This is a genomic window from Aeromonas sp. 600886, from assembly GCF_049174935.1.
Taxonomy (GTDB): domain Bacteria; phylum Pseudomonadota; class Gammaproteobacteria; order Enterobacterales; family Aeromonadaceae; genus Aeromonas; species Aeromonas veronii_A.
This window is the reverse complement of sequence record NZ_JAAKUB010000001.1, coordinates 47,281-62,634: the sequence shown is the minus strand read 5'-3', so window position 1 is coordinate 62,634 and position 15,354 is coordinate 47,281. Positions and strand designations below refer to the sequence as shown.

Here is a 15,354-nt window from a genome sequence, read left to right as displayed (position 1 = left end):
CAGCGATAGATAACGTCAACGTTAAAAGAATCGAACCATGCCAATGACACTCCCCGCCTTGCCCGCCAAAGCGGGCCAAAAGATCACGCTCGGCCAACTGGTCGGCAGCAGCCTCTCGCTGATTGCAGCCCGTCTCACCAATGAAGCCAAGGGGCCGGTACTGCTTATCACCGCCGATACCCCGAGCGCCCTGCGCCTGGAGCAGGAGCTGCAGTATTTGCTGACAGACAAGCAGCTAGCCGATCAGTCCGTGCCGGTATTGCTGTTCCCCGATTGGGAGACCCTGCCCTACGACACCTTCTCCCCCCATCAGGACATCATCTCCCAGCGGCTCGAGACTCTCTACAAGCTGCCGCAGATGAGCAAGGGGGTGTTGATTGTCCCCATCTCCACCCTGATGTTGCGCTGCGCCCCCCGGGTCTATCTCGACAAATACAGCCTGATGGTGAAGGCCGGCCAGTGCCTCAATCTGCAACAGTTGCGCGGGCGCCTCGCCGAAGCGGGTTACGTGGCGGTGGATCAGGTGCTGGAACATGGCGAATTTGCCGCCCGCGGCTCCCTGCTCGATCTCTTCCCCATGGGCAGTAGCAGCCCCTATCGCATCGACTTCTTCGACGATGAAGTGGACTCCATCCGCCCATTCGATCCCGAGACCCAGCGCTCCAGCGAACCGGTCAAGACAGTCAGCCTGCTGCCAGCCCGGGAATACCCTACCGACGAGGCGGCCATCGAGCTGTTTCGCGGCCAGTTCCGCGAGCAGTTCGAGCTGTCGCGGGCCGAGGGTTCCGTCTATCAGGAGGTGAGCAAGGGGCGCTGGCCCGCCGGCATCGAGTATTATCTGCCGCTCTTTTTCAACCAGACCGCCAGCCTGTTTGACTACCTGCCGGAAGAGACCCTGCTGCTCACTGTGGGGGATATCTACCCCGCCGCCCAGCGTTTCTGGAACGATATCGGCCAGCGCTATGAAGACAGACGCTGGGACAATACTCGCCCCCTGCTACCCCCGGCCCAGCTCTATCTGCCGGTGGAGCAGCTTTTTGCCTCTCTGGGCCAATATGGCGCGGTGCGGCTGCAAGAGGCCGCCACCGCCGGTGATGCCGGTCAGCACGATCTGCCTATCTCGGCCCTGCCGGATCTGCAACTCGATCACAGCAAGGAGCAACCCTTGCTGGCGCTCAACCAGTTCCTGCAAGGTTTTGCCGGGCGCACCCTGTTTGCGGTGGAATCCGAAGGGCGACGGGAGGTGCTCGGCGATCTGCTGGCGCGTATCTCGCTGCAACCCAAGGAGTTCCCCTCCCTTGACGCCTTTATGGCGAGCCCGGATCGCCACGGCCTGCTGGTTGCACCCCTTGAGCGTGGCTTCCTGTGGCAGGAGGCAGGTCAGGATCCACTGGCGCTGATCACCGAGACCGAGCTGCTGGGCGGCAAGGTGCGCAGCAAGCGAGCGCGGGAGAAGAGCAAGAACCTGAGCTCCGATGCGGTGATCAGAAACCTGGGCGAGCTGACCCAGGGTCAGCCGGTGGTCCATCTGGATCACGGGGTCGGCCGCTATCTGGGGCTCGAAACCATCGACGCAGGTGGTCTGCCCACCGAGTTTTTGACTCTCGAATATGCCGGCGGCGACAAGCTGTTCGTGCCGGTTACCAGTTTGCACCTTATCAGCCGCTACACCGGCTCTGATAACCCGCCCAGCCACAAGCTCGGCGGTGAAGCCTGGAGCAAGGCGCGGCGCAAGGCGGCGGAGAAGGTGCGCGACGTGGCAGCAGAACTGCTGGATGTCTACGCTCATCGCGCCGCTCGCGCCGGGTTTGCCTTCAAGCACGACAAAGAGGCCTATCGCCAGTTTGCCGCCAGCTTCCCGTTCGAGGAGACCGAGGATCAACTCAACGCCATCAATGCGGTGCTGGGGGACATGTGTCAGGCCAAGAGCATGGACCGACTGGTGTGTGGCGACGTAGGTTTCGGCAAGACCGAAGTGGCGATGCGGGCGGCGTTTGTGGCCGTCCACGGCGGCAAGCAGGTTGCCGTGCTGGTGCCCACCACCCTGCTGGCGCAACAGCACTACGACAACTTCCGCGACCGCTTCGCCAACTGGCCGGTGCGGGTCGAGGTGCTGAGCCGCTTCCGCTCCGCCAAGGAGCAGAGCGCTGTGATGAAGGAATTGGCCGAAGGCAAGGTGGATATCATCATCGGCACCCACAAGCTGCTCGGCTCCGAACTCACCTTCAAGGAGCTGGGACTGCTCATCGTCGATGAGGAGCACAGATTCGGGGTGCGCCAGAAGGAGAAGATCAAGGCGCTGCGGGCCGATGTGGATATCCTCACTCTCACCGCCACCCCTATTCCGCGCACCCTCAACATGGCGATGTCCGGCATGCGGGATCTCTCCATCATCGCCACCCCGCCCGCCAAGCGACTCGCCATCAAGACCTTTGTCCGCCAGCACGAACCGGCGGTGGTACGCGAGGCGGTGCTGCGGGAATTGAAGCGTGGTGGTCAGGTTTACTACCTGCACAACGATGTCGAGAGCATCGAGAAGTGCGCCGCCGATCTTGCCGAATTAGTGCCAGAGGCCCGCATCGGCATCGCCCACGGCCAGATGCGCGAACGTGACCTTGAGCGGATCATGTCCGACTTCTACCACCAGCGCTTCAACCTGCTGGTCTGCACCACCATCATCGAGACCGGTATCGACGTTCCGAGCGCCAACACCATCATCATGGATCGGGCGGATCACCTGGGTCTGGCCCAGCTGCACCAGCTGCGGGGTCGGGTTGGCCGCTCTCACCATCAGGCCTATGCCTACCTGCTCACCCCCCATCCCAAGCTGATGACCAAGGATGCGGCCAAGCGGCTGGAGGCGATCGCCTCCCTCGAAGATCTCGGCGCCGGTTTTGCGCTGGCGACCCACGATCTGGAGATCCGTGGCGCAGGCGAACTGCTCGGCGACGATCAGAGCGGTCAGATCGAATCTGTCGGCTTCACCCTCTATATGGAGATGCTGGAGCAGGCGGTCGAGGCGCTGAAAAATGGCAAGGAGCCGTCACTGGAGCAGCTGATGAGCCAGCACACCGAGGTGGAGCTGCGCCTGCCAGCGCTGTTGCCGGATGACTACATCCCGGACGTCAACATGCGCCTCTCCATGTACAAGCGGATCGCCAGCGCGGCGGACGAGCAGGAGCTGCGAGAGCTGAAAGTGGAGCTGATCGACCGCTTCGGCCTCTTGCCGGAGGCGACCAAAACCCTGCTGGAGCTGGCTGCCTTCCGTCAGCGTGCCACCGCCCTTGGCATTCGCCGGGTGGAGATGAGCGAGCGCGGCGGCTATCTCGACTTCACCCAGGAGACCAAGGTCAATCCGGCCTATCTGGTCAAACTGCTATCCAGCCAGCCACGAGTCTACAAGATGGACGGGCCGACCCGGCTGCGTTTCCAGGTGCCGACCCAGGATCGCGCCATGCGCCTGAAACTGGTGGATGGTTTGCTGGCAGACCTGGCTAACAACAGCCTGTAAATCTCTGCAACGCTGGCGGCGAGCCAGAGAGATAATGCCAACTAAAACGGGAGCCAAATCGGCTCCCGTTTTTTATTTGCTATCTGACTACTGCGTACGTTCAGCCCTGATTGGCTGGATCCTCATGGGCGGAGAATTCACGCATAAAGGCCTCGGCCCGCTCCACCATCTTGGTCGAGCCAACGAAGTAAGGGGTGCGCTGGTGCAGCGCGGTGGGCTGGATATCCATGATGCGGCCAAAGCCGTCGGAGGCCTTGCCACCAGCCTGCTCCACCAGAAACGCCATCGGGTTACACTCATAGAGCAGCCGCAACTTGCCATTCGGAGAGTTGGTGCCGGACGGATAGATGTAGATGCCGCCCTTGAGCAGGTTGCGATGGAAATCAGAGACCAGGGAGCCGATATAGCGGGAGGTGTAAGGTCTGTGGGTCGCCTCGTCGCGCTCCTGGCAATATTTGAGGTACTTCTTCACCCCGTCCGGGAACTTGATGTAATTGCCCTCGTTGATGGAGTAGATCTTGCCCTCTTCCGGAATGCGGATGTTCTCGTGGGAGAGGCAGAAGCAACCGATGGAGGGGTCGTAGGTAAAGCCGTTGACGCCAAAGCCGGTAGTGTAGACCAGCATGGTGGAGGAGCCGTAGACCACATAACCGGCGGCGACCTGACGGTTGCCCGGTTGCAGGAAGTCCTCCAGGGTCACCGGCGAACCCTGCGGGCTCAAACGGCGGTAGATGGAGAAGATGGTCCCGACCGAGACGTTGACGTCGATATTGGAGGAGCCATCGAGCGGGTCGATCAGCACCACATACTTGGAGTTTTTGGAGAGTGGCGAGTCAAAGGCCACGAAGTCCTCTTCCTCTTCCGAGGCCATGCCACACACCTCGCCGCGCGCTTCCAGCGCCGCCTTGAAGCGTTCGTTGGCGTAGACATCCAGCTTCTGCTGCACCTCGCCCTGTACGTTTTCAGCGCCCATGGAACCGATGATATCCGCCAGTCCCGCCTTGTTGATCTCCCGGTTCACCACCTTGGCAGCAAGGCGGATCGAGCTGAGCAACGAGGTCAGCTCGCCGGTCGCGGTAGGATAATCCGCCTGCTTTTTGACGATGAACTCACCCATGGTGATCATGTTTCGCATTTTTGTTCCTTTAGATCGCATCCGTTGGCATTGAAAACGTTTGCAGGCGTCGGCAAAAAAAATGCCGATCACCGGCGGCCTTGATTTGTAACCTAATGTAACGTCTGTTTTTTGTTTTTGCAGCGAATTAAGCGGCCTATTAAATAGGCTATTTCGCCTCACGTAATAGTAAAAGACACTTTTTATTCGGTTTCAATCGATAACTTTCGGACCCTTAATTCGTGGCAATAACCTGCGACAAGCCATGAGCTGACTGGCCTTGAGCCATTAAAAATGGAGTCTGATGGGCCTGCCGTTCCCTCAACCATTGCCTCTTGAGATCCGATCGCCAATCCAGCACACTGATTTCGCTTTGGAAGCAAATAAAACTCAAGGATTATCAATGAACAAGACTCTCATTGCCGGCATGGTAGCCGGACTGTTTGCCCTTCCCGCCTGGGCTGCCCAGGTGCCTGCCGGTACCAAGCTGCTGCCGGATGCCCAACAAATCTACGTGACCAATATCGGCACCGAACCTACCACCATCGACCCCCAGCTGGTAGAAGAGACCGCCGGTAGTGCCATCGTCAACGATCTGTTTGAAGGGCTCTACGAGCTGGATAATACCGGCAAGATCAAGCCAGCAGGTGCCATCAGCTACGAGGTCGACAAGACAGGTACCGTCTACACCTTCAAACTGAGGCCCGAGGCCAAGTGGTCAAACGGTGAACCGGTCACCGCCGCCGATTATGTCTACGGCTGGCAACGGGCGGCCGATCCCAAGACTGCCTCCAACTACGCCTGGTTTATCGAGTTGACCGGTGTGGTCAATGCAAGGGAGGTGACCCAGGGCAAGAAGAGCCCGTCAGAGCTCGGGATCAAAGCGCTCGATGACCACACCCTGCAGGTCACCCTGAAAAATCCGGTCCCCTTCTTCCTGAAGACGCTGGCCCACTACACCACGTTCCCGGCCCCCAAAGACACCATTGAAAAATTCGGCAAGGATTGGGTCAAACCGGGCAATATCGTCTCCAACGGTGCCTTTGTACTCAAGGAGTGGACTCCCAACGAGCGGCTGAGTGCCGAGCGCAATACCCACTACTGGAACAACCAGCACACCGTCCTGAACAAGGTGATCTATCTGGAGATCGTCTCGGAAACCGCCGCCTACAACCGCTATCGCACCGGTGAACTGCACTACACCACTTATCCGCTGGAGCAGTACAAACAGCTCAAGAGCAAGAGTCCGGAAGAACTGGTCAGCGTCCCCACACTGGCCAGCTATTACTATGTCTTCAATACCCAGCGCAAACCGTTCGATGACCCGAAAGTACGCAAGGCGCTCTCGCTCGCCATCGACCGGGAGACCATCACCGACAAGATCCTGGGACAGGGACAAATTGCCGCATATAGCTTCACGCCCCCCATTGTGGACGGTTTTGAATTGAAAAAACCGGCCAGCCAGCTGCAGAGCAAAGAGGAACGGATCAAGCAAGCCAAAGCCCTGTTGGCCGAAGCGGGATATGGCCCGGACAAGCCACTCACAGTGGACATTCTCTACAACACCAACGAGAGCCACAAAAAGATTGCGCTGGCCGTCTCCTCCATGTGGAAACACAACCTGGGGGTCACTGCCACCCTCAACAACATGGAGTGGAAGACCATGGTCTCGGCACTCAACGAGGGGGATTTCGGGGTTAGCCGCTATGGCTGGAACGGGGATTATAACGATGCCTCCACCTTCCTCGACATCATGACCTCCAGCAGCAGTGCCAACAGCGGCAAGTGGTTCAACAAGGAGTACGACGCCCTGCTGGCCAAGGCCCACGACTCGCTGGATCCCGCTGAACGCAATGCCCTGTATCAGCAGGCAGAGGCTCTCATTGATGCGGATGCCCCCATCGCCCCCATCTATTTCTCGGTCAAATCAAGGTTGCTCAAACCTTTCGTGAAAGGCTATCCCCACCTTAACCCGCAGGATGTGGTCTACAGCAAGGAGCTCTATCTGGTTGCCCAGTAACCGGCTCGGCAAGATGTGACCATAAAAAAGCGCCTGCATTGCTGCAGGCGCTTTTCATTGGCGGCCAAGCGGGCCATTGGGCCCATCTACGCTTTCACGCAAGATTACTCTTCGGGACAAGGAGCCAACACCTCCCGGCGACGACCCATCACCACCGGACGCACCAGCAACTGAGCCAGCAAAACCCCCAGCAGAGTCAGACCGCCCCCGATCAGGTGATAGCTGGTCAGCCGCTCTCCCAGCAGGGTGATGGCAAGGCCAGCCGTCATCACTGGCAGCAGATTCATAAAGATGGCGGTACGATTGGCACCAAGCAGGGTGATCCCCTGCATCCAGAGCCAGGGACAGAGGGCCGACGCGGGGATCCCCGCATAGAAGATCAGCCAGATCGCACGCCCCTCTGGCAGCTGACCATCCACCAGCAGAAAGAAGGGGGTCAGGATCAGCACACTGCAGAGCACCTGACCGTAGAGCAGCGACCAGTTGTCGAGCCCCAAATCCCACTTCTTGAGCAGCACGCTATAAAGGGCATAAGTGCCCGCCGAGAGCAGCATGTAGACAGAGCCGATATGAATACCCTGGGTAAACAGTCGGGTCGGATCCCCCTGCCCCAGCAAGATAGACAAGCCAAAGATGGAGAGCAGCGCCCCCAGCACGGCGCCCCAGGTGGGCCGCTCACGCAGCAGCCAGATGCTGAGTAACACGGTCAACAGTGGCGTCAGCCCCATCATCAATCCCATCTCGGTGGCCCCCATGGTCTGTGCGGCGTAGTACCCAAAGGTCTGATTAAGCACCATGCCCAGCGAGGCCAGCATGGCGATCTGCCAAAGGCCGGCACGAATGCGGGCACGCGCACGCCATACTCGACGGGCCAGAAACGGGCTTAATACCAGCGCAGCCACCACCCAGCGCGACCAGGCCAAGGCTGCCGGGGACAACACACCAACCGCCAGTTTGCTGACGATGCCATTGCCAGCCCAGATGGCAATGCAGGAGAAAGGAAACAGAAAGGCAAAGGGCATGAGAGGATCCAGACCGAAGAGACAACAGCGGGCCAGTATAGGGGGCGATGGAAGATAAACAAAGGTGTGGGCCTGAACAGCCACATAGTGAACGCCAGTCGCCAGAAACAAATATGCCCGCAAAAGTGCGGGCATATCAGTGCAGAAACAGGTTCAGAAGCGCATCACGCGGCATCCATGTGCAGTCTGGAGATCAGCTCGTTGACCTCGGTGACTGTCTGGCGATGGGGAATATCCGCCGGATTCGGCATCAGCAACAAACCGGATTGGAAATCAAACCGCCCCCGACCATGAATGTAAATCCGACCTTTAAAGAAGGTTTTGACATGCTTTGCCACCATCAGTGGCAGGTACTTCTTGAACACTCTCATCGTTTGCAACCTCTTGCAGTTGTATCCGTATGACAGCAGCTTCTGCGAATTAATTCCGTAAAATATTTATAAAAATCCGGAAAACTCGCCCATCTCTTCCCAAAAAATTCAATCTATAACTTTTTATTAACTTTTAGCCTATTGTATGCGGCCCTTCGAGCCAGAGCAAGGCTCCTTTGCCATCGTGCCACTCGATACAGGCGATCCCCGAGGTGGCAAACATGGGTGCTCCTGCGGCCGGACAGAGGCTTTGCACCAGATAACCCACCAGCGGCAGATGGCTGACCATCAGGATCTGGTCATGTTGTTCAGCCAAAGTGGTAAGGTAGCTGGCCACGAAAGCGGGATCACCGTAAGGGGTAATGTCGCCACTCTCTTCAACGGCTGCTGCGTCAGGCAATTCACTGCATATGGCTTGCCAGGTCTGGCGTGCCCGCAGATAGTTGCTGTGGATCACCCGATCCAGCGGGCCAATCAGCTGAGGCGCCAGCCAGCGGGCCATCTGGATAGACTCTTCAATACCCTGCTCGGTCAATGGACGCTGTTCATCTGTTTTCGCATTCATGCCAGCCTGGCCATGACGCATGATATAGATCTTCATTACAACCTCGCCCAACGGGCCTGTTTTGATAGCCGGGGGATCTTACCCCGCCACGGGTGTGGAAACAATTGCGCTACCTCTCAGAAAAGGGTTTGCCTGACGGGATAGCGGGGTCGATAATCATGTTTAAATTCAAATAAATCCAACGTGAGTCACACACCAATGAGCCCATATGCCAGTCCCAATGACCATCGGCAATACCATTTTCTGGAGCTGGCCAACCGGCTCAGGGTCTTGTTGATTTGTGATCCCGACACCGACAAATCCGCCGCTTCTCTGGCGGTCAATACCGGCCATTTTGACGATCCCGCCGACCGGCAGGGAATGGCACATTTTCTGGAGCACATGCTGTTTCTCGGCACCTGCACCTACCCCAAGCCTGGTGAGTACCAGCAATTTATGAGCCGTCATGGCGGCAGCAACAACGCCTGGACTGGCACCGAATTCACCAACTTCTTCTTCGAGATCGACAACGGCTTCTTCGAAGCGGGGCTGGATCGCTTCTCCCAGTTCTTTATCTGCCCCACCTTTGATCCGGAGTGGGTGGACAAGGAGCGCAACGCGGTCGACTCCGAGTATCGCCTCAAACTGCAGGACGACATGCGCCGCAGCTATCAGGTGCATAAAGAGACGGTCAACCCGGCGCACCCCTTCTCCAAGTTCTCGGTGGGCAACCTCGATACCCTGGCCGATCTGCCGGGACGGGATCTGCGCTCCGATCTTATTCGTTTTTACGAAAGCCACTACAGCGCGGATCGCATGGCGTTGGTGATGATCTCGCCGGAATCCATCGATACCCAGTTGCAGTGGTGCTGTCGCTACTTTGCTCCCATTTTGAATCGCAATTTGGGAACCCCGACGCTCACCATGCCGCTTTACCGGCTCGATGATCTCGGCGTGCGCATCCACATCAATCCGGTCAAGGAGACCCGCAAGCTGTCGCTCAGCTTCCCCTTGCCCAATGTGGACGAGTTCTACGACAAAAAGCCCCTCACCTTCCTGAGCCATCTGATCGGTTATGAGGGGGATGGCAGCCTGCTCTCCCTGCTTAAAGCGAAAGGCTGGGTCAACCAGCTCTCGGCGGGCGGTGGCATCAGCGGCGCCAACTTCAAGGATTTTGGCGTCAACTTCGGCCTCACCCCGCTCGGCCTTGAACATGTGGACGACATCCTCGCCGCCCTGTTTGGCTATCTGAAACTGATTGGCCGCGAAGGGCTGCAGAGCTGGCGCTATGACGAAAAACGGACCGTGCTCGAATCGGCATTCCGTTTTCAGGAGCGCGGCCGCCCCCTCGATACGGTGTCGGGGTTGGTGCTCAACCTCTTTAGCTACCAGCCTGAGGATCTGCTCTACGGCGACTACATGATGCGCGAATATGACGAGGGGCTGATCCGCCGCTTCCTCGCCAAGCTCACCCCGCACAACCTGCGTATCACCATCACTGCGCCGGAAGTGGCGACCGATCGGCTGGCCCGCTGGTATCAGACCCCCTACAGCGTGACGACCATTACCGAGGCCGAGAAAATTCGCTGGCAGCAGAGCGAGCCGGATCCGGCGCTGGCGCTACCCAAGCCCAACCCCTTTATCAGCAGTAGGCTCGATCCGCGTACGCCCGAGCTTGCCGCCGACATGCCCGCCTGTCTTATCGATCGCCCCGGTTTTCGCCTCTGGCACCTCCATGAGCACCTGTTCAGCGTGCCCAAGGGCAATCTCTACATCTCCATCGACAGCGAACATGCGGTAAAAAATCCGCGCAATATCGCCATGGCGCGCCTCGCCGTGGAGCTGTTGGCCGACCACCTCAACGCCCTCACCTATCCTGCGGAGCTGGCGGGGCTGGGTTACCAGATCTATGCCCATCAGGGGGGCTTTACCATCAACCTGAGCGGCTTTGCCGACAAGCAGCCGCTGTTGCTCGACATGATCCTCGGCAACCGCACCCTGGGGTATCCGGATCCGGGTCGCTTCGCCGAGATCAAGGAGCAGCTCATTCGCAACTGGGACAACCAGTCCAAGGCGCGCCCCATCTCCCAGCTCTTTAACCAGCTCACCAGCCTGTTGCAACCCAACAACCCGCCGTTCGAGCAGTTGCTGCGTCACCTGCGCACCGTCGAGCTGGAAGAGATGCCCGGCTTCGTGGCCCAGCTGTTTGGCGAGGTGCATGTCGAAGCGCTGGTGCATGGCGACTGGACTGCCGCCGAAGCACTGGAGCTGGCCGCCCTGATGGAGCGCCACCTGAGCGATATCAATGGCACCAGCAGCAAGCCGAGCGGCGAGACCCGTCGTCCGCTCATCTCCATTCAGGACAGGGGCACCCTTATTCGCGAGCAGGGTTGCGATCACGAAGACTCGGCGCTCCTGGTCTACTACCAATCCCGCACCACCCGAGCGCGGGATCTCGCCTGCTTCACTCTGGCGAACCACATCATGTCCTCTACTTTCTTCCACGAGCTGCGCACCCGCCAACAACTGGGGTATGTGGTGGGTGCCGGCAACCTGCCCCTCAATCGCCACCCGGGGCTGATCTTCTATATCCAGTCGCCGGTGGCGGGGCCGCAGATCCTGCTCGATGCGGTGGAGGAGTTTATCGACCTCTTCCCGCTCGCCATGCTCGAATTTACCGAACAGCAGTGGCAGGAGAGCAAGGCGGGGCTGCAAGCCCAGCTGAGCGAGCGGGATGCCAACCTGCGCAGTCGCGGCCAGCGGCTGTGGGTCAGCATCGGCAACAAGGATCTGGGGTTCGATCAGCGGGAGCGGGTCTGCGACGAGGTGGGCAAGTTGAGCCGCGCCGATCTGGTGCGCTTTATCACCCAACTGCGTTCGCGCACCTCCGATCGGCTGATCCTCTGCAGCTATGGTCAGGGGCACGAACATGACGAGCGGATCACCGGCCAGTTTATCGACGATCCACGGGCATTTCGGCTCAATGCCGCCACCTTCGAAGCCTGATCAGGCCTCGACATCCCCCGTTTTTCCTTCCCACGGCAAATCGCAGGCAATAAAAAGCCGACCCATCAGGGTCGGCTGGAAAAACCATAACAATTGCGACCAAAGCCGCCAAAAGTGAACATGAGCGTGAAAATCAGACACTGAGTTGCTGATCAGCAAGCGGGAAAGACCCGACACTCGCTTTGCAATGCCAACAGTGATTGAGAAACAGCCTCATATTAGGCACTCCCCCCGCCAATCACGTTGATCTACGTCAAAGGAGGTAGCGAAGAGCGCGTAGCCCGATGATTTGTCGGCGCAGATCACTCTTTGGCCGCCCGTTAGCTGCCCGTTAACCCCGGCGAACCAGCCGGTAGGCCACCTCATCGAAGTAGGAGAGCTGGCCCGACAACACCCGCGGGTGATCCACCTCGGCAGCGCGCCCCAGCACCTCGATACGAAAATCGCGCTCAAACAGGGCCCGCACCTCCATCTCACCCACCGAGAAGGGGGGCTGACTCTGCTGCTCCGGCTGATATTCGAGGGTTACCAGCAGGATCTGGCCACCGGTCTCGACCAGCGAACTGATCAGGGCAGCATACTGGCGGCGCATCGCGGTCGGCAGGGCGATCAGCGCCGCGCGGTCATAGACCAGCCGGTAACGGCGACCCAGACTGGGGGCAGCGAAAAAATCTCCCTGAAAAATGCGCAGGCTGTCCACCTGATGGCACTGATAAGGGCCCACTTCGCTCACGGTCGCGGCGAGCTGGTTTTCACTGAAGAACTGGCTGACGGCAAGGCTCGATAACTCGAAACCGTCGACCGGATGGCCCTGAGCGCTCAGCCAGAGCATGTCGCGGGACTTGCCGCACAGGGGAACCAGTACCGGCTCGTCCGCTTGCTGGGCTGACCACCAGGATTGCAGCCAGTGGTTGAAGTCCGCCTGATGAAAGCCAATCCGGTTCTCTTCCCAACGCTGATGCCAAAACGCAGCTTCCATCGTTATTACCCTTCTGTACTAAAGATGCCTCAATATCACAACTTAACCGGCACCGCGCAACCCTCTGCTCTCCCCTTTTTGCCGCGCAGCCTCTGCGTATTATCGGGCGAATGGCGGGACGTCACCTTTCCGTGCGCCTCGCTGTCGCAATGATCGCTATTAGGTACGTTTATGACGGGCAGAGGCACACCAACCCCTGCAAAAACGTCATGGGTGTATGGCGATGAAGGAATAAAAGGAATGACGTTGGCAGGCCAACTCGTGCCTGCCAACGCCAGAAAGATCACGACAGCGTGGCGCGAGCAGCCGCCAGCTGGCCCTCGATATAAGCAAAATCGGGGCGCTCGGCGGGGAGTTCCGAGAGGCAGGCCGCTTTGAGCTGATGCAACCCATCAAGCGATGAGTCTTGCGTATCGCAATGGGCCAACAGCTCTTCAAGCAGACAACCAAAGGCGCGCACTTCCAACCGCTCAAGGCCCACGGCCCACTCGCGGTTGCTGCGGTCATATAAGGAAGCCGCACCAAAATCCCCCAGCAGGGCGCGAGCCGGGGCGTCAGGCCCGCGGGCAAACAGGATATTGTGACCGTAGAGATCCCCGTGCATGATGCCCGCGCGGTGCAGATGGCCCGCCACCGAGGCGATGCCGTGGGCCATCGCCAGCGCATCCGGCACACTCAGGTGCAGCCCCTCGGGATAGACATCCCGGGTGCAGGAGTCCAGGCTCGGCGGCCCGGCCAGATTGGCAAAGGCCGGATCGATCAGCTCCATTACCAGCGCCGGAATGCCGGAGGGGTGATCCGCCACCTTGCCTATCACCTTGATAAGGTTGGGATGAGTGCCCGCCGCCAGCGACGCCGCCATCTCGCAGCGGGGCAGCCCGTCGCTGGTCACCGCCCCCTTGAACAGCTTGACCGCCACCTGACAGCCATCACCTCTGTCGCTCGCCTGAGTCACTTCATCAGCAGGATTGCCCACAAGGGTGGCGCGATGGATAACGCCGGATGCTCCCTGCCCCAGCAACTCGCCCAGCGCCAGCGTCTCCCAGGAAAGGGGTTCTACATGGGCATCATCGATGGCCCGCGCCTCCTCCCCTTCACTAAAGGGGTTGCCGGAGTAGGCGAGCCATGAAAGGCGCGGCAGTGAGAGCAGCCACTCGGGGAAACGTTCGATGCGGTTGGCGGCGATGCGCAGGAGCTCCAGATTGCGGCAGTTGGCAAGACTTACGGGCAGCTCGCGCAGGCGGTTGCCCGCCAGCATCAACTTTTGCAGGGCGTCGCACTGACCCAGCTCATCAGGCAACTGTTCCACCGCGTTGTCGGTCAGGATCAGCCAGCGCAAACCGGCGGGCAGCGCCTTGGCCGAGACGGTAGCAATCTGGTTAGCCTTAAAGCCCACCATAGTAAGCGCCGGACAGCGCCCCAGCACCTCGGGCAGCTCGATAAAGCGGTTCTCGGAGCAGAAGATAATGCGCAGTTTGCCAAACCCGGCCAGCTCGCCAGGGAGCGTGCTCAGCTGGTTGCCGGTGAGATCCAGCACCTCCAGCGTCTCTTTCAGGCTCAAAATCTCGGTGGGGAACTCCGTCAGGTTTTCACAAAGCTTCAGATGGCGGGCACCGCACAGTTCACCCGCACGCAGCTGTTCCAGAGTATGCATAACCGTTTCTCAATCCTGATAATCTGCCTGATGACGTAGCCAGCCATCAGCGCGCGCCGAACCGGGGTCCGGCGGTTTTAAAGGGGGGCATTATAAAGAATCAGGGGGGCAGATCACCCCTTGTAGCTTGAAAGTATGCGGCTTATACGATCGCCAAGACAGCGGCATCTATTGCACGTTGGCAGCGCTTTGCTCGCGGCCAGCTTGCAATGCCGCTGTAGCATGACCTGAATGCACAGCGTAATGAATCCTTATTTCCGTCCGCTCCCCAGCGATTGAATAAATGCCAGCGTACGGCGATTAAACTGCTCCGGCTGCTCCACATTGCAGACATGGCCGCACTGTTCAATAACCGCCAGCGAAGAGCTGGCATCGCGGGCCACCTGTTCGCGTACCGGCGCCAGAAACATATGATCCTCCTCCCCCATCACATAAAGGGTGGGAATGGGCAGGGAGCGCTCGCGAAAATAACGCATCAGCGGGTTAACCTCGGTGGCGAGGCGAAACCAGCGTTTGAACTCTTTCTGGCAGAGCTTGCGGGCCTCGCGCACAAAGAGGTTGCGCGACTCCTGATGGTGCTGGCGCGGCATGATGATGAAAGCAAACAGCCGGTAGAGCCACATATAGGGCAGGAAGTGCTGGCCGAGTCGGCCCAGCTGCACCAGCACCCGCGAGCGGATATCGAGCCGCAGGATGGCGCCGCCCAGTACCATGCTCTTGACCCGCTCCGGGCAGAGCTCGGCCAGATGGCGAATAAGGATGGTGCCAAGGGAGATGCCGACAAAGTGGGCGCGGCGGATATCGAGATGATCGAGCAGCCGAACGATATCTTCGGTCACTTCCCGAAAGCTGTAGTGGCCCTTGACCACCTGTTGCAGCTGGTGGGACTGGCCGTGGCCGCGCAAGTCCAGCAGCAGCACGTTGAAGTGCTCGCGATAGGCGCGCAGCTGCTTGAACCAGATGGAGGAGCTGCCACCGGCGCCGTGGACAAACACCACCCAATCCCGCTCGGGACCCAGTTCGAAAGTCTTGTGATACAACATCCAATAGGCTCCCTTGGTGATGGGGGGTATACTCGGCAGCCCGCATATTAACAGAACAGGCCCGCCGATAGATATGCGCCTGACATGACC

General features: G+C 59.2%; 10 protein-coding genes. 3 read left to right on the top strand and 7 right to left on the bottom strand.

The annotated features are described in order from the left end of the window. Positions 1 to 43 precede the first annotated feature (43 nt). Positions 44 to 3,511 carry a transcription-repair coupling factor gene (gene mfd / locus G5179_RS00235; RefSeq protein WP_421257758.1) on the top strand — a complete coding sequence of 1,156 codons (3,468 nt, stop codon included), beginning with the start codon at positions 44 to 46 and terminating at the stop codon, positions 3,509 to 3,511. A 100-nt stretch (positions 3,512 to 3,611) separates the two neighbouring features. Here the strand turns inward: mfd and fbp are convergent, their stop codons facing one another. Then, positions 3,612 to 4,646: a class 1 fructose-bisphosphatase gene (fbp, locus tag G5179_RS00230; RefSeq protein WP_005336993.1), complete on the bottom strand. Its 1,035-nt coding sequence runs from the start codon at positions 4,644 to 4,646 to the stop codon at positions 3,612 to 3,614. A 382-nt stretch (positions 4,647 to 5,028) separates the two neighbouring features. Here fbp and G5179_RS00225 point away from each other — a divergent pair, with 382 nt between their 5' ends. Continuing rightward, positions 5,029 to 6,645: a peptide ABC transporter substrate-binding protein gene (locus G5179_RS00225; RefSeq protein WP_216953790.1), complete on the top strand. Its 1,617-nt coding sequence runs from the start codon at positions 5,029 to 5,031 to the stop codon at positions 6,643 to 6,645. Between the two features lie 104 nt (positions 6,646 to 6,749). Here the strand turns inward: G5179_RS00225 and G5179_RS00220 are convergent, their stop codons facing one another. The 3 genes from G5179_RS00220 to sixA form a co-directional block, all read right to left on the bottom strand. Continuing rightward, a complete protein-coding gene (locus G5179_RS00220) occupies positions 6,750 to 7,667 on the bottom strand; it encodes a DMT family transporter (protein WP_266133916.1) in 918 nt (305 codons plus the stop codon). Between the two features lie 164 nt (positions 7,668 to 7,831). Continuing rightward, a complete protein-coding gene (locus G5179_RS00215; protein ID WP_005336998.1) occupies positions 7,832 to 8,038 on the bottom strand; it encodes a DUF1107 domain-containing protein in 207 nt (68 codons plus the stop codon). Between the two features lie 133 nt (positions 8,039 to 8,171). Further along, positions 8,172 to 8,639 (bottom strand): phosphohistidine phosphatase SixA, encoded by a 468-nt coding sequence (gene sixA / locus G5179_RS00210; RefSeq protein WP_021230584.1) that lies wholly within the window; start codon positions 8,637 to 8,639, stop codon positions 8,172 to 8,174. 162 nt (positions 8,640 to 8,801) lie between these two features. Here sixA and G5179_RS00205 point away from each other — a divergent pair, with 162 nt between their 5' ends. After that, positions 8,802 to 11,588, top strand: coding sequence for an insulinase family protein (locus tag G5179_RS00205; protein WP_266133915.1), 2,787 nt, complete (start codon positions 8,802 to 8,804; stop codon positions 11,586 to 11,588). A gap of 331 nt (positions 11,589 to 11,919) precedes the next feature. Here the strand turns inward: G5179_RS00205 and G5179_RS00200 are convergent, their stop codons facing one another. The 3 genes from G5179_RS00200 to G5179_RS00190 all read right to left on the bottom strand — a co-directional run bounded on the left by G5179_RS00200 (position 11,920) and on the right by G5179_RS00190 (position 15,264). Then, the gene (locus G5179_RS00200; RefSeq protein ID WP_005337003.1) at positions 11,920 to 12,567 is read right to left on the bottom strand and encodes a thiopurine S-methyltransferase; all 648 of its coding nucleotides are present in this window, start codon (positions 12,565 to 12,567) and stop codon (positions 11,920 to 11,922) included. 283 nt (positions 12,568 to 12,850) lie between these two features. Continuing rightward, entirely contained in the window at positions 12,851 to 14,221 is a 1,371-nt protein-coding gene (locus G5179_RS00195) for a leucine-rich repeat-containing protein kinase family protein (RefSeq protein WP_421257609.1), read from the bottom strand. 251 nt (positions 14,222 to 14,472) lie between these two features. After that, positions 14,473 to 15,264 (bottom strand): alpha/beta fold hydrolase, encoded by a 792-nt coding sequence (locus G5179_RS00190; protein ID WP_040066426.1) that lies wholly within the window; start codon positions 15,262 to 15,264, stop codon positions 14,473 to 14,475. Positions 15,265 to 15,354: the final 90 nt, after the last annotated feature.